This is a genomic window from Pseudoprimorskyibacter insulae, from assembly GCF_900302505.1.
Taxonomy (GTDB): domain Bacteria; phylum Pseudomonadota; class Alphaproteobacteria; order Rhodobacterales; family Rhodobacteraceae; genus Pseudoprimorskyibacter; species Pseudoprimorskyibacter insulae.
The window spans coordinates 693890-719273 of the sequence record NZ_OMOJ01000001.1; the positions used below are offsets into that span (position 1 = coordinate 693890).

General features: G+C 58.5%; 28 protein-coding genes and 2 tRNA genes. 13 read left to right on the top strand and 17 right to left on the bottom strand.

Annotated elements, in window-relative coordinates:
- Positions 1 to 83 precede the first annotated feature (83 nt).
- Together PRI8871_RS03580 and PRI8871_RS03585 are read left to right on the top strand one after the other, a co-directional pair.
- Complete coding sequence (locus PRI8871_RS03580) at positions 84 to 887, top strand: NAD-dependent epimerase/dehydratase family protein (RefSeq protein ID WP_108884799.1); 804 nt, start codon at positions 84 to 86, stop codon at positions 885 to 887.
- Positions 888 to 908: 21 nt separating this feature from the next.
- Positions 909 to 1811 carry a 5-dehydro-4-deoxyglucarate dehydratase gene (locus PRI8871_RS03585; protein ID WP_219929002.1) on the top strand — a complete coding sequence of 301 codons (903 nt, stop codon included), beginning with the start codon at positions 909 to 911 and terminating at the stop codon, positions 1809 to 1811.
- 3 nt (positions 1812 to 1814) lie between these two features.
- On the opposite strand, the gene PRI8871_RS03590 is transcribed toward PRI8871_RS03585, so the two are convergent.
- From PRI8871_RS03590 to PRI8871_RS03605, 4 genes are all read right to left on the bottom strand, one after another.
- Positions 1815 to 3089, bottom strand: coding sequence for an NAD(P)/FAD-dependent oxidoreductase (locus PRI8871_RS03590; RefSeq protein ID WP_108884801.1), 1275 nt, complete (start codon positions 3087 to 3089; stop codon positions 1815 to 1817).
- Positions 3090 to 3158: 69 nt separating this feature from the next.
- A complete protein-coding gene (locus PRI8871_RS03595) occupies positions 3159 to 3710 on the bottom strand; it encodes a P-loop nucleotide/nucleoside kinase family protein (protein ID WP_306418438.1) in 552 nt (183 codons plus the stop codon).
- A gap of 219 nt (positions 3711 to 3929) precedes the next feature.
- Positions 3930 to 4004: transfer RNA gene (locus tag PRI8871_RS03600), tRNA-Glu, on the bottom strand.
- A gap of 207 nt (positions 4005 to 4211) precedes the next feature.
- The gene (locus PRI8871_RS03605; protein ID WP_108884803.1) at positions 4212 to 4841 is read right to left on the bottom strand and encodes a GntR family transcriptional regulator; all 630 of its coding nucleotides are present in this window, start codon (positions 4839 to 4841) and stop codon (positions 4212 to 4214) included.
- A 111-nt stretch (positions 4842 to 4952) separates the two neighbouring features.
- Between PRI8871_RS03605 and PRI8871_RS03610 the strand changes: the two genes are divergently transcribed.
- The 7 genes from PRI8871_RS03610 to PRI8871_RS03640 all read left to right on the top strand — a co-directional run bounded on the left by PRI8871_RS03610 (position 4953) and on the right by PRI8871_RS03640 (position 11074).
- On the top strand, positions 4953 to 5699 hold the full coding sequence (locus PRI8871_RS03610; protein WP_108884804.1) for a 5-oxoprolinase subunit B family protein: 747 nt from the start codon (positions 4953 to 4955) through the stop codon (positions 5697 to 5699).
- Entirely contained in the window at positions 5696 to 6703 is a 1008-nt protein-coding gene (locus PRI8871_RS03615) for a 5-oxoprolinase subunit C family protein (RefSeq protein ID WP_108884805.1), read from the top strand. The genes PRI8871_RS03610 and PRI8871_RS03615 overlap by 4 nt, the downstream gene beginning before the upstream one ends.
- A 9-nt stretch (positions 6704 to 6712) precedes the next feature.
- A complete protein-coding gene (locus tag PRI8871_RS03620) occupies positions 6713 to 7483 on the top strand; it encodes a LamB/YcsF family protein (RefSeq protein WP_108884806.1) in 771 nt (256 codons plus the stop codon).
- Positions 7484 to 7610: 127 nt separating this feature from the next.
- Positions 7611 to 7685, top strand: a tRNA-Phe gene (locus PRI8871_RS03625).
- 182 nt (positions 7686 to 7867) lie between these two features.
- Positions 7868 to 8953 carry a Shedu anti-phage system protein SduA domain-containing protein gene (locus tag PRI8871_RS03630; RefSeq protein WP_146188641.1) on the top strand — a complete coding sequence of 362 codons (1086 nt, stop codon included), beginning with the start codon at positions 7868 to 7870 and terminating at the stop codon, positions 8951 to 8953.
- Between the two features lie 95 nt (positions 8954 to 9048).
- Positions 9049 to 10125: a thymidylate synthase gene (locus PRI8871_RS03635; RefSeq protein ID WP_108884808.1), complete on the top strand. Its 1077-nt coding sequence runs from the start codon at positions 9049 to 9051 to the stop codon at positions 10123 to 10125.
- Positions 10126 to 10135: 10 nt separating this feature from the next.
- A complete protein-coding gene (locus tag PRI8871_RS03640) occupies positions 10136 to 11074 on the top strand; it encodes an alpha-glutamyl/putrescinyl thymine pyrophosphorylase clade 3 protein (protein WP_108884809.1) in 939 nt (312 codons plus the stop codon).
- Here the strand turns inward: PRI8871_RS03640 and PRI8871_RS03645 are convergent.
- From PRI8871_RS03645 to PRI8871_RS03655, 3 genes are all read right to left on the bottom strand, one after another.
- Complete coding sequence (locus PRI8871_RS03645) at positions 11053 to 12177, bottom strand: ImmA/IrrE family metallo-endopeptidase (protein WP_108884810.1); 1125 nt, start codon at positions 12175 to 12177, stop codon at positions 11053 to 11055. The two genes, PRI8871_RS03640 and PRI8871_RS03645, sit on opposite strands and share 22 nt — an antisense overlap.
- Positions 12177 to 12464 (bottom strand): hypothetical protein, encoded by a 288-nt coding sequence (locus PRI8871_RS03650; RefSeq protein ID WP_181389360.1) that lies wholly within the window; start codon positions 12462 to 12464, stop codon positions 12177 to 12179. The genes PRI8871_RS03645 and PRI8871_RS03650 overlap by 1 nt, the downstream gene beginning before the upstream one ends.
- Positions 12465 to 12769: 305 nt before the next feature.
- Positions 12770 to 12982, bottom strand: coding sequence for a hypothetical protein (locus PRI8871_RS03655; protein WP_108884812.1), 213 nt, complete (start codon positions 12980 to 12982; stop codon positions 12770 to 12772).
- Between the two features lie 314 nt (positions 12983 to 13296).
- Between PRI8871_RS03655 and PRI8871_RS03660 the strand changes: the two genes are divergently transcribed.
- From PRI8871_RS03660 to PRI8871_RS03665, 3 genes are all read left to right on the top strand, one after another.
- Complete coding sequence (locus tag PRI8871_RS03660; RefSeq protein ID WP_146188643.1) at positions 13297 to 13677, top strand: GIY-YIG nuclease family protein; 381 nt, start codon at positions 13297 to 13299, stop codon at positions 13675 to 13677.
- A 74-nt stretch (positions 13678 to 13751) separates the two neighbouring features.
- Positions 13752 to 13913, top strand: a complete 162-nt coding sequence (locus PRI8871_RS19505; RefSeq protein WP_181389361.1) for a hypothetical protein — start codon at positions 13752 to 13754, stop codon at positions 13911 to 13913.
- A gap of 43 nt (positions 13914 to 13956) precedes the next feature.
- Positions 13957 to 14187 carry a hypothetical protein gene (locus PRI8871_RS03665; protein WP_108885190.1) on the top strand — a complete coding sequence of 77 codons (231 nt, stop codon included), beginning with the start codon at positions 13957 to 13959 and terminating at the stop codon, positions 14185 to 14187.
- Between the two features lie 280 nt (positions 14188 to 14467).
- Here PRI8871_RS03665 and PRI8871_RS03670 read toward each other — a convergent pair whose 3' ends face one another.
- From PRI8871_RS03670 to PRI8871_RS03705, 8 genes are all read right to left on the bottom strand, one after another.
- Positions 14468 to 14764, bottom strand: a complete 297-nt coding sequence (locus PRI8871_RS03670) for a hypothetical protein (protein WP_108884814.1) — start codon at positions 14762 to 14764, stop codon at positions 14468 to 14470.
- Positions 14765 to 14897: 133 nt separating this feature from the next.
- Positions 14898 to 16199, bottom strand: a complete 1302-nt coding sequence (locus PRI8871_RS03675) for an AAA family ATPase (protein WP_108884815.1) — start codon at positions 16197 to 16199, stop codon at positions 14898 to 14900.
- Entirely contained in the window at positions 16196 to 17179 is a 984-nt protein-coding gene (locus PRI8871_RS03680; RefSeq protein WP_181389362.1) for a DNA-primase RepB domain-containing protein, read from the bottom strand. The genes PRI8871_RS03675 and PRI8871_RS03680 overlap by 4 nt, the downstream gene beginning before the upstream one ends.
- A gap of 91 nt (positions 17180 to 17270) precedes the next feature.
- Positions 17271 to 17495, bottom strand: a complete 225-nt coding sequence (locus PRI8871_RS03685) for a helix-turn-helix transcriptional regulator (RefSeq protein ID WP_108884817.1) — start codon at positions 17493 to 17495, stop codon at positions 17271 to 17273.
- A 113-nt stretch (positions 17496 to 17608) separates the two neighbouring features.
- Positions 17609 to 18343 carry a hypothetical protein gene (locus PRI8871_RS03690; protein WP_108884818.1) on the bottom strand — a complete coding sequence of 245 codons (735 nt, stop codon included), beginning with the start codon at positions 18341 to 18343 and terminating at the stop codon, positions 17609 to 17611.
- Entirely contained in the window at positions 18309 to 19502 is a 1194-nt protein-coding gene (locus PRI8871_RS03695) for a tyrosine-type recombinase/integrase (RefSeq protein ID WP_108884819.1), read from the bottom strand. The genes PRI8871_RS03690 and PRI8871_RS03695 overlap by 35 nt, the downstream gene beginning before the upstream one ends.
- Positions 19503 to 19693: 191 nt before the next feature.
- Positions 19694 to 20071: a hypothetical protein gene (locus tag PRI8871_RS03700; RefSeq protein WP_146188645.1), complete on the bottom strand. Its 378-nt coding sequence runs from the start codon at positions 20069 to 20071 to the stop codon at positions 19694 to 19696.
- Entirely contained in the window at positions 20058 to 20459 is a 402-nt protein-coding gene (locus PRI8871_RS03705; RefSeq protein WP_108884821.1) for a hypothetical protein, read from the bottom strand. Before PRI8871_RS03705 ends, PRI8871_RS03700 begins: the two co-directional genes overlap by 14 nt.
- 282 nt (positions 20460 to 20741) lie before the next feature.
- Here PRI8871_RS03705 and PRI8871_RS03710 point away from each other — a divergent pair, with 282 nt between their 5' ends.
- Entirely contained in the window at positions 20742 to 22373 is a 1632-nt protein-coding gene (locus PRI8871_RS03710; protein WP_108884822.1) for a P-loop ATPase, Sll1717 family, read from the top strand.
- A 417-nt stretch (positions 22374 to 22790) separates the two neighbouring features.
- Here the strand turns inward: PRI8871_RS03710 and PRI8871_RS03715 are convergent, their stop codons facing one another.
- Entirely contained in the window at positions 22791 to 23522 is a 732-nt protein-coding gene (locus tag PRI8871_RS03715) for a dioxygenase family protein (RefSeq protein WP_108884823.1), read from the bottom strand.
- Positions 23523 to 23615: 93 nt separating this feature from the next.
- Positions 23616 to 25322: an acetolactate synthase catalytic subunit gene (locus PRI8871_RS03720; RefSeq protein ID WP_108884824.1), complete on the bottom strand. Its 1707-nt coding sequence runs from the start codon at positions 25320 to 25322 to the stop codon at positions 23616 to 23618.
- Positions 25323 to 25384 lie beyond the last annotated feature (62 nt).

Sequence of the window (25384 nt, forward strand, 5' to 3'; positions counted from 1 at the left end):
CCTTCGAGTGATACGCTAATATATCAGTTCGCAACTTGCTGCGGCAGGCCTGTTCGGCTGCGGCGTACTAAGGGGGCAGATCTTTGCAACGACTGCTTATCACCGGCGCGGCCGGGTTTCTTGGCAATATGATGCGCCAGCGCCTTGCGCATCTGGCACCGATCCTGCGGCTTTCGGATGTGGCCGATCTTGGCGCCGCCGCCGCGAATGAGGAATTGGTCCAGTGCAATCTGGATGATGCCGCCGCCGTTGATGATTTGGTGGCTGGTTGCGATGCCATCGTGCATCTGGGCGGCCGGTCGATCGAAGACAAATGGAGCGTTATTCGCCAATCCAACATCGAAGGCGTCGTGAACCTTTATGAGGCGGCGCGCAAACACGGCATGCCGCGCATCATCTTTGCCAGCTCCAACCACGCGATTGGCTATCACAAACAGACCGAGCGGCTGGATGCCTCGGCCACGACACGTCCTGACGGGTTATACGGCGTGTCCAAGGTCTTTGGCGAATCCATGGCCAGTATGTATTACGACAAATTCGGCCAGCAGACGGCCATTGTGCGCATCGGATCTTGCCTTGATGCGCCGGTTACGCATCGGATGTTGGCCACGTGGTTCAGCCCCGATGATTTCGTGTCCTTGATCGAACGGGCCTTTACCGTGCCGCATTTGGGTTGCCCGATCATCTATGGCGCGTCTGACAACAGCACGTCTTGGTGGGACAATTCCCAAACCGCCTATCTGGGCTGGCAGCCCAAGGACAATTCGGACAAGTTCCGCGACCACCTGATGAAAACGGTGCCGCAACCCGCCCCTGACGCCCCTGATGTCATCTATCAAGGCGGTGTGTTTACCGCCGATGGCATCCATCCCGAAGACGAAGATTGATTTACGAAAGGCCCTGCCATGATTGCCCCCAACGACCTACGCGATGTCATCCGCTCTGGTCTGCTGTCTTTTCCGGTAACGCCCTTCACGGCGAACGATGCCGTGAACACCAAGGCGTTTGCGGATCACTTGGAATGGCTGTCGCCGCATAAAATTGCGGGTCTGATCGTGGCAGGCGGCACGGGCGAGATGTTCTCGCTCTCGCCCGAAGAAATCGTCGAAGTAGTGCGCACCGCCCGCGCGGTCCAGCCGGGCCAGCCGGTGATTGCCGGTTGCGGCTATGGCACGCGCATGGCCTGCGATCTGGCAAAGGCGATCGAGGCGGCGGGCGGCGACGGTATCCTGCTTTTGCCGCATTACCTGATCGGCGCGCCGCAAGATGGGATTGAGGCGCATATCCGCGCGGTCTGCAACTCTACCAATATGGGCGTGATCGTCTACAACCGGGGTCAATCGGTCTGTTCGGCGGCGACGTTGGAACGTCTGGTCGCCGATTGCCCGAACCTGATCGGCTTTAAGGATGGCACGGGCGATATCGATACGGTCAAGCGCATCACCGTGACCCTTGGCGACCGTCTGGCCTATATCGGCGGGATGCCCACCCATGAGCTGTTCGCCCAAGCCTTCCGCGGCGCGGGGGTGGATACCTATTCCTCGGCGGTGTTCAACTTTGTTCCCGAAACCGCGCTGGCCTTCCATGCGGCGTTTCAGGCCGGGGATGATGCCACCTGCCACGCCCTGCTGAAGGAATTCTACTACCCCTTCGCCAAGGTGCGCGACCGCAAGTCGGGTTATGCCGTGTCGGCGATCAAAGCGGGCGTTGCCCTGCGCGGGTTTGACACCGGGCCAGTGCGGTCCCCTTTGACCGACCTGACCGAGGAAGAACGCGCGATGCTGGCCGAGGTGATCGGCGACCGCAAGTAACCGTCAGATCCGGTTTCGAAAGGCGTGGTTCAGTACCGCGCCGGTCTCATAATAAGCGCCGCGCAATCCGGCCATTGGCAGGGAATGCGCGGTGACCTGCGGAATGGGCAGAGCGGTTTTGTCGCCAATAAGCGATAGGGCCGCCGCCTTGCCAAACACCGTTCCCGGCCCAATGCCGCGCCCCGAATAGCCAAACACGGCCATAGCTTTCGGCCCAAATTCCAAAATCTTGGGCATATATTCGGCGGTCATCGCGATCCGCCCCGACCAGATCGGCGCAAGCTCGGTCTTGGCCAGTTCGGGGAACAACGCCCCAAGCTTGCGTTGCAGCCAAGCCCGGTGGACGCCGCCCGCCAGATGTTCTGGGTTGCCCATCGCGCCGACAATCAGCCGCCCCCGCCCGTCGCGCCGCCAAGACGACATGACCAGCGCGGTATCCCAGCACCCTTCCAGACCGGGCAGAATACTGTCCAGTACGTCAGAGGGCAGGGGCGGGGTGGCCCCTTGGAAATAATGCACCGGCACCAAGGCCGGGTTGGGCAGGCCCTTGATCGGGACGTTGTAGCCATTGGTCGCCAGTAAGATCGCCTTGGCCCGAATGCGCCCCTTGGCCGTTTCCACTACCCAAGCGCTGCCTTTGCGGGCCACTTTGAGGGCGGGGGATTTTTCGTGCAGATGCGCCCCCGCCGCGACGGCGGCACGGGCCAGCCCGCGTACATAGGCAAGGGGCTGGATCGTACCGGCGCGCGGGTCGAACAGCGCGCCGTGAACCGATTGGCTGCCAACGCGCAAAACTGCCTCGTCCCGGTTCAGCAATTCCACCGGCGCACCCCGGCGCTGCAGTTGGTCGTACCGCTTGCGCAGGTCCGACATGGCGCCCGGCGCATGCCCGCAATGAAGCGTGCCAGAGCGGACCGCCTCGCATTCGATCTGATGCGACTCAATCAGCGAAAAGACCAGATCCGGCGCTTGCGACAGGACCGAGACCAGATGCGCCCCTGCCTCTTGTCCAACACGCGCCTCAATATCATCGGGCGGCAGCCACAGCCCGGCATTGCACAGCCCGACATTGCGGCCAGACCCGCCATGGCCAATAGTCTGGCCCTCAAGCACATAGACAGAAGCCCCGTACTCAGCCGCATGAAGCGCCGCCGAACACCCGGTGTACCCGCCGCCAATAATCACCAGATCAGCCGCCGCATCACCTGCGAACACAGGTGCGGTAAACCGTTCCAGGCAGCTGACCTGCCAAAGCGAGTCTGGTCGAGCGTGGGTCATCGTACTTCGCAGTTCAATGCCCGCAGTGGCGCACAGATTCGTCGCCGGATCAATGGGATTGTGCGGGAGCTAGGGTTTGGCCCCGTCGGTGGCCTGATGGTGCACGATGTGAAACCCTTCCTCTGGTCTGGGCGGTTCAAAATAGGCCGAGATGCGATGGAACTGTTCTTCGGTGACGGAAAACGGATGATCGTCGCCCGCGTTCCGCGCATGCATGCGGGCGATGCAGATCTTGTCCGGCGGGGTTAAAAGGTGCAACTCGTGGTGGGCACCGCTGGCCCTTAGGATGTCGCGCATCCAAACGCGCGTCTCAGAGGTGTTCGCCGGAAAGTCCAGGACGACCGAAACCCCTGCCTTCAGCAAGGCGGTCACATGCGGGGCCATGGCAGACTGCAGCGCCGCGCTAAAGCGCACGTAATCGCGCAAGCTTTGCATCTGGTCGCCGTAGAGTTTCGACAGCCAGTCATCCTCAGAGATCAGAACGGTCTGGTCGGCATCGGCAAGCTTTGCCGCCAGCGTTGATTTGCCAGCAGCGACTTTGCCGCACAAAAGGTGCAGCGTCGGGGTGTTTGGGGGCATGAAAAGCTCATTTATTTGCGCAAGTTGCGCGGAAAACGTCAGACAACAATCATCCGGCCCGGCGGTTCAGGCCGGGACGATAATTCGCGTAGCGCAAGGTGTCTGACAGAAATGAGTCATAACCGGAATGTGGTGGTGCGGCAGGATCAAGTCAACGGCCATCGGCAATCTGCCGGGCGAGCAGGAAAATGACAGCGGGCATCACAAAGGCGCACATCATACCTGATGACAGGGACAAAATCGTTCGCATTTGGGGGAAAGTGGCAGCCCGTAGGGGAATCGAACCCCTCTTTCCAGGTTGAAAACCTGGCGTCCTAACCGATAGACGAACGGGCCACTCTGTGCTTCGCTGCGGTGTGTTGTGCGCCGCTGCTTGGCGTGAGGCGGTGTTTATGCAAAGCCGCTTTCGGGCGCAAGCGGAAAATTCAAAAAAAATCACAAACCCGAAGAAATTTTTGTTTTCAGTGGTTTGCGGGGTGTGGTGGCAGGGCCGGGTCGGTTTGGGGCAGCAAAAGCTGCGAATCCCGGTGCTGTTCTTTGGGGTTAGTCGGGTGTTGCCGCCTCAGCCAAGGGGGCGGGGGCCAGATGCGCGGTTAGAAATGCCCGCGCGGCGGCCCTGTCTTGCCGCGCCAGCGCCAAGGCAATGCGGTGATGGGCTTGGTCGGCAGTGACACCCTGCGCCGTGCGATAGGGACGCAGGCGCAGAAGCAAGGGTCGAAGGCGGCAGGTCAGTTCAGGCGCTTGCGCCAAATCGCATAGGCGTAAATGAAAGGCTTCATCCCCGCGCACATCCGCCGGACAGGGATCGTTGTGTTCCAGCCACGCAACGAACTGCGCGATTTGGTGCGGTGGCGCGGTATGGAGCGTTAAGTCCAGCGCGACCAGTTCGATCGCCTGTCGAATGCGGGCCAGTGGGGTGAACGCCGTTGGATCGTCGGGCAGGGTTGCAAAACCGCCGGGAATGGCCCGGATCAGCCCTTCGCCTGCCAGCCGGTTCAACGCTTCGCGCAGCGGTGTGCGCGAGGCCCCCAATTGCGCCGCCAGCCGGTTTTCATTGATCCGGCAATCGGCGGGGATATGCCCGTCGGCGACCAGACCGGCCAGATCGGCATGCAACTGCTGCGCCCGCGTGCGGGTCCGAGCATTGGCCGGAGGAGAAGGGAAATCACGCATGGCATGTCCTGCTTTGACTGCGGGTAAAATGCGCAAGCGCGGTTAGCAAATCGTGAACATCGCCAGCCACCCCCTTTTCCCGGCGGGCAAACTGCTGTTACTCCTTGGCCGATGCAGAGCCTTGCCCAGATATCTGATTTTCCCAGCATCCAGCCGATGGGCGTGGACGGGATCTTGGTGCGCTTTGCCGGGGCGCTGAATGAGCCGGCCAACCGTGCGGCGCTGGCTTTTCGGGCGGCCGTGGATCGGGCTGGGTGGTCTGAAGTTATTGAGACCTCGTCGTCGCTGGTGTCGGTCTATGTGCGGTTTGATCCCCATGGCGTGGCGCATACGGCTATGGCCGAGCGGCTGGCTGGTTTGCTTGGGGCACAGGATTGGTTCCATGCCGCATTGCCCGGCGGGCGACGTTTGGTAACAATTCCAACTGCTTACGGAAGCACACTTGCCCCGCAACTTGAGGAGGCCGCCACCGCCGCCGGTGTGACGCCACAAGAGGCCATCGCGCAAATGTCCGGCACTCAAGTCCGGGTGCAGACAATCGGTTTTGCGCCGGGGCAGCCCTATCTTGGCGCTTTGCCCGACAATTGGGATATTCCCCGCCAAACGGGCCTGACGCCTCAGGTGCCTGCCGGGGCCTTGGTGGTTGCCCTGCGCCAGTTTGTTCTGTTTTCCGTCGCCATGCCCACCGGATGGCGACATGTGGGTCAAACCGCCGCGCCGCTCTTCCGGCCCGAGGCTGACGATCCGTTCCTGCTCCGCCCCGGCGATGAGGTGCGGTTTGACGCCGTCACGCCAGAGGCCTTTGACCAGCTAAAGCGCGACCCGATGGGCGGCGTGACCCTGAGGGGTATCGCATGACATCCCCCGCGCTTCGAGTTGTGGCCATCGCGCCCGGCGCATCGCTTCAGGATCAGGGGCGGGTCGGCGGTATGGCGCTTGGCGTGTCGCGCAGCGGGGCGGCTGACCTGATTGCCCTGCACGAAGGCGCGGCGCTGTTGTCGCAACCGCCGGGCTGCGCCGCGCTTGAAATGCCGGGGGCAGGGGGCCGGTTTGAGGTTCTGCGCGATATCGTTGTGGCCCTGACCGGCGCGTCGATGCCCGCCACCTGCGACGGGGCGGCGCTGGCGTGGAACGCTTCGCACCACCTGCGCCAAGGTACGGTGTTAGAGATCGGCGGCGCGCGGGGCGGCACCTATGGCTACCTGCATATCGGCGCAGGCTTCGACGGCCCGCAAATGCTCGGCTCTCGCAGCCAGCATGTCGCAACCGGGTTGTTCCCGGCATTGACCGCCGGTGCGGTTTTGTACGCTGGCACACAAACCACCAAGGGTGGCTTGACCCTTGATCCCGCAGACCGCTGGGGCGGGGGCACATTACGCATCCTGCCCGGTTTTCAGACAGGGCTGTTCCCACAGGACCAACAAGTCCGCTTTGCCTCCTCCGCCTTTCGCCGCGATGTGCGGGCCAACCGCATGGGCGTCCGTCTGATTGGCGATGGTGACGGCTTTGGCACTGCGTCGGGCCTCTCGGTCTTGTCCGAAATCGTCGTGCCCGGTGATGTCCAGATCACCGGCGACGGCACACCCTTTATCCTTCTGAACGAATGCCAGACCACCGGAGGCTATCCGCGCATCGGCACGGTTCTGCCCTGCGACCTGCCGCGCGTGGCGCAGGCTCCGGCAGGGGCCATGTTCAGCTTTGCTTTCGTGACTTTGGACGAGGCGGTCTCTCTCGATGCTGCCTACCGCGCCCATCTGGCCGCTTTGCCGCGCCAGTGCCGGGCGCGCATTCGCGATCCCCATGACATTCCTGACCTATTGTCCTACCAATTGATTGGCGGCGTGACTGCTGGCGACGACTAAGGAGGCCCCATGCCAACCATCGACCTGAACGCCGATCTGGGCGAGAGCTTTGGCCCATGGCCCATGGGGCGTGACGCCGATCTGCTGGGGATCGTGACTTCGGCGAATATCGCCTGCGGGATGCATGCGGGCGACTGGGATGTGATGGCCAAGACCATCGCCGCCGCCGCCGAAAATGGTGTTGGCGTCGGGGCGCATCCCGGTTTCCCCGATCTGCAAGGCTTTGGCCGCCGCGATATGGCCATGCCCGTGGACAGCTTGCGCAATCTGGTCTGCTATCAAGTCGGTGCCGCCCGCGCCATGGCCGAGGCCGCCGGGGCACAGCTCCGCCATGTCAAGCTGCACGGGGCGATGGCCAATATGGCCTCGCGCGATTTGGCGGTGGCGCGCGCCTGTCTGGAAGGGGCGAAATTGGCCGCGCCGGGTGTGATCGCTGTGGTCATCACCGGAACCTGTCAGCAACAGGCCGCCCAGGATCTTGGCTTGCCCTGGGCCGGAGAGGTCTTTGCCGACCGCGCCTATCAAAGCGATCTGACCTTGGTCCCGCGCGGCCAGCCCGGCGCCGTCCTGCACGACCCCACAGACGCCGCCAGCCGCGTGCTGCGCATGATCGAAGCGGGCGGCATCGAAACCCAAGACGGCCAGATCTGTCCTGCTGCCGTCGATACAATTTGCCTGCACGGCGACGGGGATACCGCCATCGCTATGGCCCGAGCGATCCGCGAAATGCTTGAGCAATCGGGGATTACCCTGTGCTCCTTCACAGGCAGACAGGGCTGATTTCAGGTGTTCCGACAGGCCCATTCCGGACCGTCTGAATTTCTTGACGAATTTGTCAAAATGCCTCTGGACACCGCCCCACACCTCGCCTAGAAGGCCTGCACCCGAACGCAACAGCGTTCCCCGTGCCCGGGTAGCTCAGGGGTAGAGCAGTGGATTGAAAATCCTCGTGTCGGTGGTTCGATTCCGCCCCCGGGCACCACTAAAACTCAATTAAATCAATTTTTTAGCCAATGATTTGCGGTCTCGTGAGGCCGCGCAGGTTGGTGTGGGTATCATTTGGGTAGCATTGCATGGTGCAATGGAGATCGCCGCCGTCTGGTCTTTTCAGTAGATGCGCTCGCGTGTGCTGTTACAAAGAACGAAGAGCATAGGACGATCAACTTGATAGAAGAAGCGTTTCGAGAACTCCGTTCATCGCCGATGAACTTGCATGTCCATGAAGAATTCCTCGTCGCTTGTATGCGGGACGCCAGCCCTATCGCACGTGATCATGTTCGGCTGTTGTTTGTCGATGACTACGACGGCGATACCTTCAAGTGGGAATTCAAAGAACCTGCGGGGATGGCACTTCTGGCATGGGGAGATGATGGCATTGAAGACATCAGGCGTGCGTTCTTCGACAACGACAGTTATGCCAATAGGACGATTGCTTTCGACATCCTTTCTGCTGCAGCTGCCGGGAAAGGCCCTATGCGAGTATCTGTGGGAGCGCCTTCAAAGGTCTGGGCACAGCTAACAGAAGGCGGCAATCTGCCTACACCAGTTCAAGTGGCCGCAAGAAAAGCACTGGTCGAATTGGTTCTATCAATCGACGCAATTGAGGAGGTTGCAGGCTTGATAGGCGGGGTGCTTCAGAAACAGCAGTTCAGGGATGATGGCGCCGCCGTTGAACTCATTCGAGCCGCTTCGAGCCGATGGCTTGCTATTGGCGATACGGTGTTAAACGAATTTCGAAAACTCATCGCCAATAATTCGAATGACGAACCTGTCTTTCAAAGTTTCTTAGGAGCCAATCCACAGCTTTTGGACCCAATGGCAATTGAAGTATGGCCGGAACCGAACTTGTTTGGCTCTCGGAAGCCCGACTTCGTTGTAAAACGTTCGGACGGAAGCTATCTTGTCGTTGAGATTGAATGCCCCGCGAAGACACTAATTACGAAGGGGGGACACCCTTCTGCGGACGTCACCCACGCCGAACATCAAGTAACAGATTATCGCAATTACATGTTGCGTCACATTGGAACTGTAAAGGATGTCTTCGCAGGGTTCTCTGATCCGGACTGCTTGGTTGTGGTTGGCTTGGAAGAAACCCTATCTCCCGAACAAAAGCAGGTCTTGGCTTCGCTTAATGGCGCGCGCCACCGGGTGAAGGTAGTGGGATTTGATTGGCTACTTGAACGAGCTGAGAGGGTATCCAAGAATGTCTCAGAGCGGGGTGTAGTAGTAAGCGTACAGCGCATGACCTAATAAGCAGATGTTGCTAACGGCATCTAACGTCGATCTTCTCTTGAAAGCGGACCTTAGAAGGCAGACATTCAACCGACAGACGAGGTTGAACGACAGTGTTTCACGCGAGCGAGGATAGCCTAGACGACCTGCTGAGAGCTGTCTTCAAGCAGCTGCTCACAGGGCGTGGGAATTTTGAGGTCGACTCTAGCAAGGGTAGAAGCACTGAGGTCTTCGGCGCGCTCTTGGAGCTTAAGAACCCACGCGCGCGGCTGAGCAGGTCGTTCTCGAAAGCTAAAGCCTTCAGTCCACTTGGCGAGTTATTTTGGTACTTGGCAGGCAGTGATAGCGTCGAGTTCATCAAACACTACATACCCAATTACCCGAAGCTGATCAAAGATGAAGTAACGGCGAATGGGGCCTACGGACCACGAATTTTCGGCGATATGGCATCTGAAAAGAGAGACGAAACGAGTCAGTGGGATCGGGTGATCCGCACTCTCCGAGAAAGAGAAGGCTCGCGCAACGCACTTATCCAGATTTACGCCAACTCCGATTCAAAGCCGAAGAACGGAGACAAGCCATGCACCTGCACCATTCAGTTCGCGGTCAGGAACGGGCAGTTGTTGATGCACACGCATATGCGTTCCAATGATGCATTCTTCGGGCTTCCCCATGACATTTTTACATTTACAATGCTGCAAGAGATTGCGGCTCGTGAACTTGGCTACGGATTGGGAAGGTACACGCACTCAGTGACAAGTTTACATCTATACCATGACAGCGCAGCAACGGAAGATCGTCCTGCGAACACTTCAACTTCCGGTGCTGAGGCCTATTATCGAGAAGGCTTTCATGAATCTCGCCCAATGCCTGAGATGCCCTCGGGAAACCCTTGGCCGGACATCGAACAGGTGAAGATCGCCGAGCGGAAAATTAGGGGCGGAAACATCGAATATGTCGCGCCGACAGACCTCGCTCGGTACTGGAAGGACTTCATTGAACTTTTTAGAATTCACAAGATGTTTGAAGACATGAGGAAACGCAGCGATGACCTTACAACTGAAAGGCCCGAGTTGCGCCGAATTGTGAAGACAATGAAGGAAATTTCGCCGATCTACGAAATATATATTCGCGACAAGCTGCAGCGAAAGCAATCGCCCGTTCGAGACCTATTCGAGAACGCAGGTTAAGGTGCAAGGCATGAACGGCATCCACAAAGACAGACTAAATGAGTTCATTGGAAAAATTGAACAGCTTGACGCTCAGCTTGGCCCCCTTCCCGGAATCGCGACTGCTCAACGGAGACAGTGCTGGGCGCAACAGATCGTGTCCAGCCTACGTCGAATTTCATATACTGACACTTTGTTGATGCGTAGCGTGAATGCGGCGAGGCGTGATCCGCATTCTGGTATTTTCGACCCCGTACGAGGGGCACTTCACTTTCAGAGAAGCGGACAGCTCGACGAAGCGGTCTGGTTAACTTTCGTCCTCACCCATTTCGGAAAACACGCGGTAGACGAATGGAAACTGGCTGCAAATGTCTATGGTTCGTTTGGCGTGGGACCAGTTTGGACGTTCGCACAGTATGCTGCAGCCCCTGCAGGGTTCGAGAACATGTTGGCCGCAAACTCTGGCCGGTTGGCGGACGCCAGCATTTCGGGTAGTTTTTCTAACCACCGCAAATTTCAGAGCAAGAAACCTCAAGCCATAGCGAAGACGTTTCGCACGTACTATGAGTGGCAGACTGAGTTCGGCGGATTTCGTGATCGAATGATCGCGACACATGCAAGTGTCGGTCAGGAACCCCAAGCGGCTTTCGATGCTCTCTACAAGTCCATGAAGGGGGTGTTTGGCTTCGGTGGAGGACGCCTCGGAAGGTTCGATTTCCTTACGATGCTCGGCAAACTTCAGCTTGCTCCGATTACACCAGGCAGCGTCTACTTGGATAAGGCAACAGGACCGCTTGCAGGGGCGCGGCTACTGTTTTTCGGTGATCGCGACCATCACATTACCGGTAGAGCCTTGGAGCCTCGCGTTGATGCCTTGGACGGGGTTCTTGGCGTGGGAAAACAGGTGATCGAAGACAGCCTCTGCAATTGGCAAAAAAGCCCTGACGTTTACGAGTATTTCCGAGGGTGAGAAAGGACCGGCAGTTTAGTGCTCCCTTCCCATTTGTAACGGCGCTTTAGATCATTAAATTGGTGCGGCTGGAGCGCCCCAGCTTTTTGAAGCTGTCCAACAATGATGCCCGGTGTCACCCCGGCTTTACGAGCGATTCTCCGTGCATGAGGACGGGTCGGCATTGCGTTTAACATCTCATCTCGCAAGTCAGCCGGAACAAGCGTATCTTGAGCGAAAATGTCAGCTTCATCTTCGAATACAGACGCGCCTAGCGGTGACGGATCAGCGCCATCCACCGAAATGTGGTCAGTGCCATGCAGAACCACGTGTGCGGCCTCGTGGAAAAAAGTGAACCAGAAATGGTCTTCACTCAAATAGCGAAAGCTTAGCAAGATAATCGGGTTGCCGTTTGGGGATGTCCAAGTTGCACCGCTTGCTCGACAACCTTTCGGGGCCTTCGAGCTTACCAGACCAACACCTTCCTCAGCGCAAGCTTGCTGTAGTTTTGGAAAGAATAACTCGGGGCGCTTGAGCGCACATAGCTTCTTCAACTCAGTTAGACGTTTCTTGAAATTGCTCGCGGAAAACTTCGCCAAGGTCAGGTTTTCAGCTTGCATCTCTCCGATACGCAGCCAAGCCAAAGTCGCCATCTCGTCGGTCTCAAAGGCAAAAGATGTTCGAAATGCAACTTGGCCAATCCCAGCGGAGTACCGCTCGTTCCAACCGCTGATGCTATCGCATCCAAAAAAGCTCAGGATGTCCTCGGATAGGCGCTCACCGCGAGAGCCTTTCGGCAGCCAACCGAGTTCTCGGAGGGCTCGAACTGGAAACGACTGCCCCCACCTAGACAGCTCTTCGGTTGGCGCAGAACCTGCAAGCCGCGCTCTATCGCCCAGAAACTGGTTATAGCGTTCGATCCAGAACTGGCGTGATGCACCAAGCTCCGAAGATAGGGCGTCTGCGATTTCATCGGAAATCACAACGCGCCCTTCCATTATTCCAGAAAACAAGTCTTCTTCGAACCCGATGCGTTCGGCCAAATCGTGAATTGATGTTTTTCCAGCCGCAGCCAGCCGTGCGATTGTGTCGCCCGGTGGGGAAGCCCAGTTTGGTTCAAACATCAAGCAAACACCTCCCCTTCAATTACGATAGCTTTCAGGTGGATTCGATGAGCATCTTTCCACGCTTCGTCTCCAACGCCGGATGCAGCTATCACCGTCTTCAGTGTGCAGCCAGTGGATACGAACCAGTCCAGCTCAAAGGTGCCTTCGACTTTCGTCGCCGAAAGCGGTCCCATAGGTAAGTCACCGGCAAAGAACGCCGCCCTGAAATCCGCCACCAAACCGATGAACGCCTGACCGTTTTCACTTCCGAGGTGACGGTAGGCTTTCTTGGGTTCTGTTGCCAAGTCCCTCATGCGCTTGCTCGAAAAAGTCGGTTCCAAGGATCCAGCATCCCAAAAGTTGCACAAAATGGAGCCTTGGAAGGCACGTCGCTTACAATATCTTCCCAGCAGTCATACATGCAGCGGGTGTAGCGGGCTTGGCCGCAAAAGTCACGAGCGAACTGTCGTGAGGTTAGGATTGGCTGACGACATCTGCCACACCGATCTGTTCGGGAACGATGCGGTGCGCAGCTCGGACCCCAGTGTTGACCAAGGAAAAGGGGCGCGATGTGCGCCCCTCTCGTTCTTCACTGAGGTGTTGGCTAGCCCTACGCAGGTTTCTTCGGCTGCAAAGCGCGCCGCGCTTCTTTCTCGGCAGCGGACCCCTTCACCCATTGCCACGGCGCGCGGGGCTTCCTCGCCTTCGCCAGTTCGGGGTTCGCTTTGGCGTCACTGGCGGCGGCGCGCAGCCGTTCGCGAGCCTCGCGCGAGTCGATCTTCAGTTCGTCGCAGATGGCCTTGAGCGTCACAATTTCGGTCATGTCGATCTCCTAAGTTGCTGATGAAGATCGATAAGACGCAAGGCCAGAGCGTGTCAGGGATAACCCCAGAACATCTTTAGCTATTCTCGATCTGCTGCTATGACTGATCTCGACGCGGCAGACGCAGCCGTGTTGGGGCGTGGAAACCCCTCTCTGACTAGGCCGGGCAACCGGCTGAACACCTTTGACCTATGGTCGGGGTGCCTGTGTTATACAACAGGCCGCCCGGCTAAAGGCACAGGGTCCGTGTCAGAGCGGATTTCCAACACCCCGATCACCAGTCAATTGCGAGGGCGCTCGCAGATCGGGGTTTGGTGGAACTGGCGCTGTCCCATCCCGTCGAGTGGACCGACCGTGCAAGCCTGCCTGACCGCGCAGGCGTGTATCTGATTGCGCGTGGCGAACCAGGTAACACTGTCTACATCGGTCGAACATGGGGCGCGAAGGGGATACGCCACAGGATACGGACGTTCCACAGGTCGGCGACCACCGGGCAGAAGGGCCATGCCGGGGGCGTCACATTCCACGGCGTGTTCGACGGCGACACGACTGGCTTGCTCGTTTCGGTGCACCTGCCTGACGGCATCGACCCCAAGCCGGAAATCCTGCACCCCTACATCGCCTATGCCGAGCGACGGTTGATCTGGGAGCATGTCGAGGCGCATGGTGGGCTGCCGGTGTGCAACTCGGAATGACCTGCAACTAACCCCGAGGATCGAGAGCGAAACGCGCGCGTGGCGGCGTTGTATTGAGCCAGGAGCGCCGGGGCGTGCCTCAGGCATGTGATCCCGCCGCAATCCCGGCTGGCGCGCTGTGTGGCGCGCTCACGGCGGAAATCCCGACATCCGAACGGGCGCGGCGCATCGGCATGGCTACCTCTGTGGTCTTCCTCGCCGGGACGGGAATTACCCTGACGGGCGATGGTCCCTGATCTTATTGCGCTCGCATCGAAATCAGCCAGCGAGGAAATCGGCATGACGATACGCGCGACATGGGCCTTCAACGGCCAGACGAAAACCATCTTGGGCAATTGGCAACGCCTGTGGTGCCTGCTGTTCGGCCCGTTCTACTACCTGTTCAAGGGCATGTTCCTGTGGGCGATCTTGTCGCTGATCACGGCCAACGGCCTGTGGATCGGCTTCCCCCTGTTCAACCGCGCCATCGTGCTGCGCCACTACCATCGCAAGGGATGGGTGCAAGAATGACCGCCCGAGCAGTTTGCCACCCGAGTGGAACCCGGCGCGCTATGCCAAAACCCCGCGCGAACGCGGACCGCATGAAAAGGCTGGGCAATTTAGCTCCGGCTCGTACCCGACAGACTGACAGATAGTCAACGGGTCGGTCCGAGGCGTTCCACGCAGCGCTGTCAAAGGGCGACCACAGGGGGATGGGGGGAGATGTTTTTTTATCGGCGCGCCCCCTTTGGGCGGACAAGGGGTCATGCATACTGCCGAGGTTTTCGGCCCCTAGCCGCCGCCCATCGCGTCAGTTGATCTTGGTGCGGGGGATGACATCGAACGGCAGTTTTCCCTTCCGTCGTAACTCCTGAAATCTCTCGATGTGCGCCATGATCGTGAGCGCATGTTTGAACGCGAGGTCGGTCCGCGAATAGGTCTCAAATCCGTGGATCGACGCATAGAGGCCGGTCACCTCTAGAAGGGCTTCGACAACATCGGTGTTGGTCAGATTGATCTCTTCTGACCCCTCTGTCCTGCCCTCATTCAGAATTGCCTGCTGGATCGCTGATTTCAGGCGCTTCTGCATTTCGTCGTGCTTGGTCATCTTGGATTTCCTTCTGATATTTGAAGCGCCTGGGCCGCCAAGGCTCGACAGCGCGGTTTTCGGTGGGGATGAACACTTGCTCAAAAATCCCACACGTGCGTGACTTCTGAGCAAGTGATCGTGGCGGCGCCGATTAGGGCAGTGACCAGACGGAGGCTTTCCCCTCCTTCGACTTCACCACGCCAAGTGCTTCGCTCGCGCGCCGGAGGGTCGGGAGTGAAATCCCTTCCTCCTTGGCCCAGCCGTCCAGCACCTTCTTCTTGACCGGCCCCTTGCGGAGGACGCTTTCCAGCCAGCCCGTGGCCGTTTCCCGTTCCTTGGGGGGCCGCCCACGCTCCGAGTCCGGCGGTGCCAGCAGGTCGCCCACCGTCAGTTCCGGTTCGCAAGGGTGCCAGATCACATGAGGATGGGATCGGGGGCCTGTGCTCTGCATTTCGAACACGATGGTCGGCCCCGGCTCGGCATAGTTCGATTTGGCGTGTGCAACGGCACGCTTGCGCGGGTCGTCGGGATGCGGCGCGAGGATCAGGCCCGAGCGCACGCGCGCCGAAATCGAAATCGACCCGATACCTTGGTGCATAGCATGGTCGGCCCGCGCTTTCCGTAGGTGCCGGACGATCAGGATGGCCGTGTCGAACTCGCGGGCCAACTGATCAATCTGCACCATGAAATGCATGGTCTCGGTTGCCTTGTTCCCGTCCGTGCCTTCCTTCATGAACGCAATGATGGGGTCGATCACCACGAGCGCAGGCGTGTTTGCCGCGAGTTCCAGCCGCAAGAGAGTGAGGCCGCGTTCATCCAAGGTGAACGGTTTCTCCTGGTATCGGACCTTCGAGACATCGGCCCCGGCCTTCATGAGGCGGGGTTTTAGCACGCGCGATGGGTCATCCTCGGCGGACATGAACAGGACCGAGCCATTTTCGATGTCATCCACGAACGGCGGGGGCCTGCCTGTCGTGACAGCGGCGGCGATTGCGCATGTGAAGGTGGATTTCCCTTGGCCCATGTTCCCGTCGAGAACCGTCAGGGCACCCTTCACGATATAGGGATATGCGAGGAACTGTGGATCATCTTCCTCCACGTCCCCCAACCAGCCGAATGCTGCCTCATGCCCAGCCTCGTACTCGCTGACGCTCGCGGCGATGCGTTCGACCTCATCGGCGTCAAGCGGCGGGCTACACGCCGCCGCGTTGATCGCCTGCAACGCGCCCGCGATGGCGGTCTCAGCCAGTCCGCGAAATCTTAGCGAACCGGCAATCTTGGTCAGTTCACTGTTTCGGCCCCCGGCCTTGAACGCGACGACCTTATCGGGTCGCCTTTCTTTTGTCGGGGTCTCCTTCGAGGATTTCGCGGTGCGACCCGTCCGTTTCGCTGGACGTGCCGTGCTCTTCGGATGCTGAGGCCGCTGCCTGCTGGGATTGGATCGCTTCTTCATGCGTCATCCCCCAGCTTGCCGACCACGCGGGCGATTTCCTCATTGAGCTTGCCGATGTCGTGTCCGTGCTTCTCCACGAAATAGGGGTTTGGCCAAATTACGCTGGCGATTTCGTCATGACACGCGCCTGCCTCGTGTAGCGCGGCGATCATGTGGAAAATCTGGGCAGAGCGGTTCGGCTCATACGCCTTACGGTTCCCCATCAGCGTTCGCGCCTTGGGGTGAAGGTCTTTTCGGTATTTCCTGATGACCTCGGCCTTGTCGAACTTGGTCGGATCGACATCTACCTCGGGCAGAGGACTCGTCAGCTTCGCTCGATCTCGCTTCAAGGCGAGCGGTCGAGCGCGGATTTCGGTCCAGTCACATGCAACCGTGTGGACGTAGGGTTCGTCGTACTGGGGCTTGTGATTGACCGACCCCATGAGACGCAGCATCTTCGTAATCGTCCAGCCGTTCCGGTCGCCACCGTGCCGGTATGCCAGAGCCTTGGAAAACCGCTCGGCCTCGTCCGGTTCGTGGTACGTATCCCATGACCAAAGCGCCTGATACCGATCCGGCGAAGTCTCCCAGATCAAGCTCGGCCACGGGTCATAGGCGTCGGGGTCACTCTCGTCGATGTCGCACCAGCCGAAACGTGTCGGCAGGGCATACTGACGCTTGCGGCGCGGCTTGGAGAAGGCGTTCGGGCAGAAATACTGATCGTAATCCCAGCGATTGAATTGGGTCAGGAGGTCGAACAGCTCTGTCGAGAACGCGCCGTTCCTGATCTTGATGGCCTTCTCGATCCATTTCCCGTCCGAAACCCTCTTGAAACCCAAGAAGGTATAGACTGTCCCTTTCGGCACCTCCCAGAAATCCCAAATATCCATGAAGAATTGGTACTGGCTGCGGGTGACATCGGCGTCGTCGTCAAGGTCTTTGAAGATCCGGGCCGTGTTCTTGGGGTGCTTGTTCGGCACGTAGGTTTTCTTGTTCGTCATGATCGTCTCCGACATGCGACCCGGCAGCCACAGGTGATGGACACCCTCGGGCGCGCGCAGGTCGCTTTATTTGGTGGGGTGTGGTCGCCGGTCAGTAGTCGGCGTAATGGGTGCGAGCGCGCTCGGCCGCGCGGTCAGCTAGCCAGTCCTCGATCTCGGCCATGAACCACGCGACGGTGGTGCCGGCCATGCGGATTCTGCGCGGGAACCGTCCGCGTGCTTCCCAGCGAAGCAGCGTAACGTTGGATACCTTGATGCCCATGCGCTTCAAGTCGTCGCGCGTTGCGAGCATCTTACTTGCTTTGTCGTCTGTCATGATTTTCCCTTTCTGACTAAAGGGAACCGGTTCCTGACAAAGCAGTCGCATGGATTTCAGGGCGTGTCATTTCGGCACTATGAACGGGATGGGTCCATTTGAAGCCGTTTTGTTCAATCGTAGAGGCGGTAGGCAGCTACAGCCGTTTGTATCTGTCTATTGAGGTTCTCGAACCGCTTCGCATCTTTCGAGAATTTGGAAAAATAGGCGGCCAAAAGTGGGTGCGCTGACGCTCGGATGAACTCAGGAAATTCACCGTCGATATGGCCAGAAGATGCAGAACGTTTCACGTTTTCGATCCCCCTGAAGGCGATGAAAACCTCTGTCATTCCATCGACAGTCATTTGAATTGTTTCGGCATATGCCGTCGCAACCCCGTCTTCTTTGGGTGTGGCGGAAACTGCCTGAACCAATTCTTGAAGAGCCGAAACGGCATTTCGTGCCTCATGCACCCTTTGCCGCATTTCGGACGCAGGAACGAAACGCGGGGAGTTGTCCCGCCCAAAGCGGACAACCACCGACGATAACAGGTCGTCGGACTCGGCCAATTCTGCCAATAGGCGGCGGGAGGTAGTATCGATCTTTGCGGCCCAGGCATATTTTTGGGCCGGGGTCGAGGCACCACCTGCGAAATTGAAAACAGACAGAAGGTATTCGGCTGTGGCGGCGAGTTGAAGGCGCAACGCAGTGATGTCGGCTGGGTTCTCAAGCCTCAACGTGCCTGCAATCTTGAGCGCAGCGTCATCGGTGTAGATTTCGGACCACGGATTATGACCGCAAGGGAAGTCCTTGCTGGCTTCACCAACCCAACGCTCAGGCGTGATGTCGCCTTTCAGCTTTCTGATCATTCTTGGGCGCTGTGATTTTTTCGATACGCTCATTCCATTTGCCCAATGCCTCGCGCTTCTCGTCCGCGTATGAATAGACATTGTAGATAGCCGCCACGCCCGAGACCACACCCGTCTTGTGGTTCAATAGCGCCTCGGTGACGGGCTGTGGAACGCCCAGCATCGCCATGTTCGTGGACATCGTGCGCCGCAGGTCGTGGATGATCCACGGCTCCGTGCCCTCGGGCAGCGCCTTGTCGAGCCGGTCTTTCAGGCGACCGAAGCCCGACACGGGCGATTTGCCGGTGGTCGTGAACACGTAGTCCGATCCGAGGAACCTCGGCACCCTGCGCAGCACGTCCAGCATCGCGGCGGTGATCGGAACCGTATGCTGCCTGCCGTTCTTCGCGCGCCGCGAAGGCAGGGTCCACAGGCGTTTTTCGAGATCGATTTCCGACCAACGCATCTCGGCGACCTCGGCGCGTCTCTGGCCGCTGAGGATCAACAGCTTCATGCAATCCCCGAAAGGATAGCCTTCGGCGTCACAGGCCGTCCACAGCGCGCCCAGCTCATCGTCAGTGAGGACGCGCTCGCGCGACCGTTCCTTGGACAGCGGTTTCATCCCGGCGATGGGGGAGGCATCGATCATGCCGCGCTCGACGCACCAGCCCATCAGGTGCTTTAGGTGGGCCAGCGCCCGGTTCGCGCTTGTCGGCGCGGATTTGCGGATCAGGTCGCAGGCTTTCACCACGTCTGCACGCTTGATCTGGTCGATGTGTTTGTCGTGCAGGGTCGTGAACTTCGCCAGCAAGGCTTGCTTTCGCTTCCAGTCGCGGTTGTGAACCATGACGTACTTCTCCATGTAGTCAGGGATCACCGCACCGAGCGTAGGTTTTGCTTCGACCTCCAAGCCCGTGCGATCCTCAAACCGACCCGTCTCGATATCATAGAGCACCTGTCGCACCCGTTTGCGCGCTTCGGCCAGCGATAAGACAGGGAACCGTCCGATGGTCAGGCGGCGCATCTTCCCGTTGATGCGCTTGTGCAGGCAGAATGTCTTAGTGCCGGACGTGCTGATGCGAAAGACGAGGCCCGGCATCAACTCGTCCCGAAATTCGAGACGCTTGGACGGGTCAGGCTTTACGCCTTCGATGAACTTGGCGGTGAGTTTGCGTTTCATACGCCCATGATAAAATGGGTGGATGAGCTGCGTCAGGGACAACCCTAGAGGGTTTGAGAGGTTTTGGGCCGAACTCTGTCTGCTCGGCTTGTCACGCTGAGCATGGCTGCCTTGGCTTTCCCATCGCCAATCCAGACAGTATTCGAACGCTACGAAAACTCGCCAAAGCTAATACCTTGTCATCCTGTTTCTCAAAGTCGAGTCGTTCCAGCCCCATAGATGACATTGTCAACCGAGTCGATGCTCAAACGCTTCTCCAATTCTTTCAAGAATTCTTTGTCTCTCACCCTAGGATCGTCGTTGCTCACCAATGCGACCTTTGCTGAAAGTGGAAGAAACGTGTCAGCCAATTCTGTGAGAAGAATTCCAAACGTTACAGACTCTTTTGGGTTATAGACGGCTTTGAAAATCATGGGCCGAAAATATTTCTCAGAACGCGTTGCGCCGATACCGACCATATAAATGCTTCCATGGGCAATATAGATTGGACCTTTGTGGGAGTACTCAACACCGTCCTGCATTGAGACATGGTAGTGCATCCAAGGTTCATCGCCATCATTCGAAATCACTATCCCCCCCCTGAATTAGTCCGTCTTTCCCACGTCGGAAGACCGTATAGTCGCCACGGTAGTCCTCCAGCGGCCCAAACGCTTCGTTGCGCATTTCAAGGGCGCCACCGAGGGCTTCGGCAACCCGCCAATTTCCACTCTCGGAACGCGAAACGAAATTATGAAGTTTCCGTATTGCGTCAGCTCCGGCACTGTTTCTTTTAAGAGTATTCGGGAGTCCATTGGCAAACCATCGATCAACGCTCTTCCTGCTCGTCCCAATATAGAACGCCAAAAAGTCAAAATACTCCGAGCGGTCACTTGATGGCATTCCCGCAGTTCGCGCTTGCACGAATCCAACAATATCGCGCCAAGAACCTTTCAAGAGTTCAAATTGCTTTTCGTCCATGCCCCCCCCATACAGACAACTTTTTGGTGTTTAGGACAACATTGCGGACAAGTCGACATGTTTGCTCCCCTGAGTTGCCGGTCTGGATGGCTGTGGACAAATTCATCAGTCCAGCCCCTACCAGCTGACAAATTTGCCACTCAGGGAAGATATGGACAAAAACGCGCCGCGAATGGCACACTAAATTTATGAAAATGAACGAAAAATCGTCACTATTTGGATGACATTTGCCAGTGTTCGGCCTATGCTCATTCAGGTTCGAGTAGCGTGGTGGAGGCGCAGATGCAGTTCAGACAATTGTTTGGCAATGAGCATGCGGCCGCAGACGATCTTCTGGAGGACTGCTATGTGCCACCTCCAGGAACTGCGGTTGGCAACCCGATTTTGGTTGGGCGTTGGGGAACTGGGAAAACCGGCCTACTGCTTCATCGGAACGCAAAACTATCGCGCGTGTTGCGTGATATCGATCCAAATTCAGATCGTATCTGGTATTTGGACGAAACAGGAATTCAGCTCCAAACCCTGCAACGCGTTCAAGAGCTATGCAATGCCGATGAACACTTGGTCAAACGTGTGCTTGAGGACCTATGGAAATCAGAGATTCTGAGGTGCGCAGTAGCGAGCCTGTATCACCTTTACGACTTCTACGGACGACCCACAGGACCGCACTGGGATGAAGTAATCGGTGTCTTTGGTAAAACCACGACGTCAAGCGTTTGGGAGTGGGTTCCAGCGCTTTTTGGGTCCTTCTCGGCTAGTGAAAAAAAGAACTCGCTGCAAAATCTGATGGATCGGCTGCGCGAGATAAGTTCGCAGCGCTTGATGAACAACGTTCAGGCCTGTCTCCGAGATATAAAAGACCACCCGGTCCAGCCATCTGTTGCCATCGAGCCGATAGAAACACCAGACTCACGGATAGAGGACGAAACCGATCTGGCGCAGACTCTGGTGACGTGTTTGCTGAATGTGTTCTATAAGTATTTCCAGCCATCATACCGTCAGCTCCTTCGAGTGGAAATTTCGATCCCTTGGCACCGCTACGTGCGTGATCAGGTCGGAGAACCGCAGAAGCTCACGCCTTTTGTTGGTCGTTTCAAGTGGACGCCTTCATCGCTCAAGGGATTCATAAACAAGAGAATCGAGTGGGAGTTTCGTCGTGTTGGGCGTTCTTTCGTTCAAAAGGGTACGCAGGATGCTTGGTCCCTTTTGTTCGAGCCGTTCGTTCGAAACAGCGTCACCCGCACGCCTGAAGATTCCTTCGAGTACGTACTTCGTCACTCACAGTATCGCGTCCGCGATGTCCTTCGGATGACGCGAATGGCCGTAGAGTTTGAAGCTGTGAAGCGTGAGGTCGACACTGACACGGTATTACGTGGAAGAGGCGGTTTGAAGGTTACGGAAAAAAGCTTCAACGCTGCTATCCGTCGTGCCTGCGCTGACACATCTGTCGAGCGTGTACTTGAAGCATCCAGGAGATTTCCAGGGATTGGTCGATACATTGAGGCATTGCGTGGAATCTCGGTTCCGTTTGATTTTAACGAACTGAAAAAACGGCGGTGGTCGCATCTGCTCAGCGAAGATGAGAAAGACGGCGTTTTCAAAGCCTTTGATCAGCTGTGGAGCGCTGGCATAATTGGCATACAGTTGCACGCCCAAAGCAAACTTGCTGTGGACCAACTGAAGGGGTCCATCGGGTCAAGCTGTCTTTCCAAATCCAACAGATCAGAATCAGAAGCAGTGTTCTATGTTTTTGACCACCTCAGCGACAGAAAGCCGTATGAAATCCTGACAACTTTCGATCATTCTGATGGTGGCAACGAACACCACGATATCCAAACCAAGATCGTTGTTCATCCAATCATGTTCGAATACCTCGACGTACGGCCGGTTAGCGAGTTCCCGATAGGTATCTAATCGGCACGTCTTCGAGGTCTGAGAACTAGTTGAGCTGCGGCTGTCTTTCGGCTTCAGTAGCACGCGCGCTGAAGTGATGAACTTCGGCAAGTTCCATCGCGGGTATCAGTGGGGTAGCAAGAGCAGCGTGCTTGAATGTTCAGACGTGAGATGGGGCGAGACGGCCTGCCATTCACAAAGATCAAGGTTTTCAATCGGCTACGTTACAGGTTGAGCGCCCCTGAGACGGCGTGCGCGGATCAACAGACCAATTGAAAATCCTCGTGTCGGTGGTTCGATTCCGCCCCCGGGCACCATTATATCCAGCGCAAAGTACTGACACTATCCCTTGTGGGTTGTATCAATGAGTACATGCGGTGTCAGCGCGCAAAGGGCCTCAACCTTGATGGGCCTCGGTTTAGACCCAAGGCGTGCCGCTTAATCCCGAAACGTCCGCCAAACCGCGATTTCATCGGGCATGTCGTCCATATACTCTGGGGCAGGGCGCTCCTCTATGACTTCTGGCGCGGCCTTTGGGTTGAACGACAGGGACGCGGCGCCGAAGACGGTGCCGCCCGATAGCACCGCGTTGACCAGCTCGCCCTCATCCGAACCGGTGGCATAGCGCACCCAGTCGTTGCCGTAGTGTGACGCCCGTTCGCGCCCTCGTTCGTAGCCCGTCACCTCCAGCACTTGCCGGATCAGGTCCATGTCGAAATAGAGCTGAGTGATCAGCCAAGGCGCGCCGTTTTGATAGACCATGACGTGGATATGCACCTCACGCGCGAAATACCACGACGGAAAGACAGTCATAAAGCGGACAACGCCTGCATCATCCGTTTTTTGACGGCCCCGCAGAAAGGTGGCGTCGCTGCCCTTTACGATCCCGGTATCGTCGATCACTGCGGTCTCTTCCGGGGGGCGGTTCGGGTCCACATGTTCCCAGCCCGAATAGCGGCCCTGTGCATCGCAATGCCAAATGTCCACATCGAACCCGGCCAAGGGCTGGCCCGTGGCCGCATCCGTTAGCCGAATGGCCAGATCCAGCGGCAAGCCCGGTTGCCCGTCGCGAATGTCCCGCCGCGTGGGCGGTGCAAAGTAATAGGGGCCTTCGAATTGCTTGGTCGAAACCATGCCAAGGGCGCGGGGCGGGAAGGCGGGATGGGTCATGCGGTTGGTCCTTTGATGCGGGTCTTCCAGATATGTTTTGTCGGCAGTGCAGGGAAGTGCAGGGCGGGCGGCCTGGACCGCCCGCCGCGGCGGTCAGACCCCGTTGGCAAACAGCGATAGCGCGGGATAAGCCTCGGGGGTGGTGATGACTTCGATCAGGCGCGGCTGACCCGAGGCCAACGCCTCTTGCAGGGCGGGGCCGATATCGCCGACCGCATCGACACGGGTGGCCTGAACGCCGCAGGCGCGGGCGACGGCGGCGTGATCGACGCTGTCGAAATGCACCGCCGATGTCCATTCGCCGAATTTGACCGTTTCGGCGTGTTTCTGGAAGCCCAGAATGCCGTTGTTCAAAACGATGGTTATCAGCGGGATGTTCATCCGCACGGCGGTTTCAAGCTCGGCCCAGCTATGGGCGAACCCGCCATCGCCCACCAGCGCAATCACCGGCGCGCCGGGACGTGCAACCGCAGCGCCAAGGCCCATCGGCATCCCCCAGCCCAAACCGGCCAGCCCGCGCGGCGCGATAATCCGCTGCCCGGCTTGCTGCGCCTTCAACTGCCCGACGATCCACATCGACGAATAAGAGGCGTCGGCCACGACAATGGTGTCGGGGGTCAGAAGGGGCTGAAGCTCGGCCATCACGCGCTCGGGCCGGATCGGGCTTTCGTTTGATCCGGTCAGCGGGGCGCGGTCCACTTCGAAGGCGGCCCATGCTTCTGTAAGGCGCTGTTCGACGGCGGGGCGGGCGGCCTTGCGGGCGCTCAGGTCCAGATCGGCCAAGGCCCGGGTCAGGGCGGCCAAGGTTTCGCGGGCATCGCCCTGAAGGCGCAGGGCCTCATAGGTGCGGCCAATCTCCATCGGGTCGATGTCCAGATGAATGAACCGTGCGCCTTTGGGGTAGATCTTCCAATTGTCGGTGCCGTTCTGGTTGGTGCGCGTGCCGATCAACAGCACCACATCGGCCTCATCCAGCAGGGGCTGCGTGTGCCGCGCCAGCGAATTCGGCCCGTTCAGCGCGCCTTGAACGCCGCCCGCCAAGGCATTGGTTTCATCCACTGCACCTTTGCCCATATTCGTTGTGAAAACAGGTATATGCGCGGTATCCATGAACCCGGCCAGCGCCTGCGTCGCGCCAGATACATGCACCCCGCCACCGGCGATGACGATGGGGGCCTTGGCCTCGGCGATCAGCCGGGCGGCCTCAGCCACAGCCGCTTGCGATGCGCAGGGCCGATCCAGCGGGAAATGCCCCAGCGAAGCGGCGCGCGGAAAGGGCGGCTCGCCCGCCGGGCCGCGCAGCACATCCGCCGGCAGCAAGAGCGCGACCGGCCCCGGCTTGCCCGTATTCGCCGCCGTCAGGGCCATGTCGATGTAGTCATCCACGCGGGTCGGGTCGTCGATTTTGCGCACGAATTTGCACACGCCGTGGAACAGCGCCATGTGGTCAAGTTCCTGAAAGGCGTTGCGGTCGATGGTCGGTGTCTCGACCTCTTGCACGAAGGCGATCATCGGAATACCGGCCTGTTTCGCCTCGGCCATGGGGGGCACCAACAGGGTGGCCGCCGGTCCGTTCTGACCGACCACCATGCCGATCTTGCCGGACACGCGGGCATAGGCGTCGGCCATCGCCCCGCCCATGTTTTCCTGCCGGTACGAGATTTGGCGAATGCCCGCCGCCTCGCAGGCCAGAACCAGTTTCGAGGGCAGGCTTTGGCCGAAAAAGCATTCGACGCCATGGCGCTTTAGCGCGGCGACGATGCGATCTGCGACGGTTTCGGGGGCGGTGCTGTCGGTCATGGTGGATCCTGTCCTGAGGAGTTTCGCGATTTCCCCCATCATTGCCACGCCGGACCGCGCCG

What these genes read in the sequence shown, in the direction of transcription:
- PRI8871_RS03710 (WP_108884822.1), top strand. Translation starts at nt 20,742, where the DNA reads ATGCAGTTCAGACAATTGTTTGGCAATGAGCATGCGGCCGCAGACGAT.
- PRI8871_RS03605 (WP_108884803.1), bottom strand. Translation starts at nt 4,841, where the DNA reads ATGCGTGATTTCCCTTCTCCTCCGGCCAATGCTCGGACCCGCACGCGG.
- PRI8871_RS03670 (WP_108884814.1), bottom strand. Translation starts at nt 14,764, where the DNA reads ATGACCAAGCACGACGAAATGCAGAAGCGCCTGAAATCAGCGATCCAG.
- PRI8871_RS03715 (WP_108884823.1), bottom strand. Translation starts at nt 23,522, where the DNA reads ATGACCCATCCCGCCTTCCCGCCCCGCGCCCTTGGCATGGTTTCGACC.
- PRI8871_RS03720 (WP_108884824.1), bottom strand. Translation starts at nt 25,322, where the DNA reads ATGACCGACAGCACCGCCCCCGAAACCGTCGCAGATCGCATCGTCGCC.
- PRI8871_RS03690 (WP_108884818.1), bottom strand. Translation starts at nt 18,343, where the DNA reads ATGATCAGAAAGCTGAAAGGCGACATCACGCCTGAGCGTTGGGTTGGT.
- PRI8871_RS03645 (WP_108884810.1), bottom strand. Translation starts at nt 12,177, where the DNA reads ATGTTTGAACCAAACTGGGCTTCCCCACCGGGCGACACAATCGCACGG.
- PRI8871_RS03680 (WP_181389362.1), bottom strand. Translation starts at nt 17,179, where the DNA reads ATGACGAACAAGAAAACCTACGTGCCGAACAAGCACCCCAAGAACACG.
- PRI8871_RS03620 (WP_108884806.1), top strand. Translation starts at nt 6,713, where the DNA reads ATGCCAACCATCGACCTGAACGCCGATCTGGGCGAGAGCTTTGGCCCA.
- PRI8871_RS03655 (WP_108884812.1), bottom strand. Translation starts at nt 12,982, where the DNA reads ATGACCGAAATTGTGACGCTCAAGGCCATCTGCGACGAACTGAAGATC.
- PRI8871_RS03695 (WP_108884819.1), bottom strand. Translation starts at nt 19,502, where the DNA reads ATGAAACGCAAACTCACCGCCAAGTTCATCGAAGGCGTAAAGCCTGAC.
- PRI8871_RS03665 (WP_108885190.1), top strand. Translation starts at nt 13,957, where the DNA reads ATGACGATACGCGCGACATGGGCCTTCAACGGCCAGACGAAAACCATC.
- PRI8871_RS03675 (WP_108884815.1), bottom strand. Translation starts at nt 16,199, where the DNA reads ATGAAGAAGCGATCCAATCCCAGCAGGCAGCGGCCTCAGCATCCGAAG.
- PRI8871_RS03610 (WP_108884804.1), top strand. Translation starts at nt 4,953, where the DNA reads ATGCAGAGCCTTGCCCAGATATCTGATTTTCCCAGCATCCAGCCGATG.
- PRI8871_RS03705 (WP_108884821.1), bottom strand. Translation starts at nt 20,459, where the DNA reads ATGGACGAAAAGCAATTTGAACTCTTGAAAGGTTCTTGGCGCGATATT.
- PRI8871_RS03685 (WP_108884817.1), bottom strand. Translation starts at nt 17,495, where the DNA reads ATGACAGACGACAAAGCAAGTAAGATGCTCGCAACGCGCGACGACTTG.
- PRI8871_RS03640 (WP_108884809.1), top strand. Translation starts at nt 10,136, where the DNA reads ATGAACGGCATCCACAAAGACAGACTAAATGAGTTCATTGGAAAAATT.
- PRI8871_RS03590 (WP_108884801.1), bottom strand. Translation starts at nt 3,089, where the DNA reads ATGACCCACGCTCGACCAGACTCGCTTTGGCAGGTCAGCTGCCTGGAA.
- PRI8871_RS03615 (WP_108884805.1), top strand. Translation starts at nt 5,696, where the DNA reads ATGACATCCCCCGCGCTTCGAGTTGTGGCCATCGCGCCCGGCGCATCG.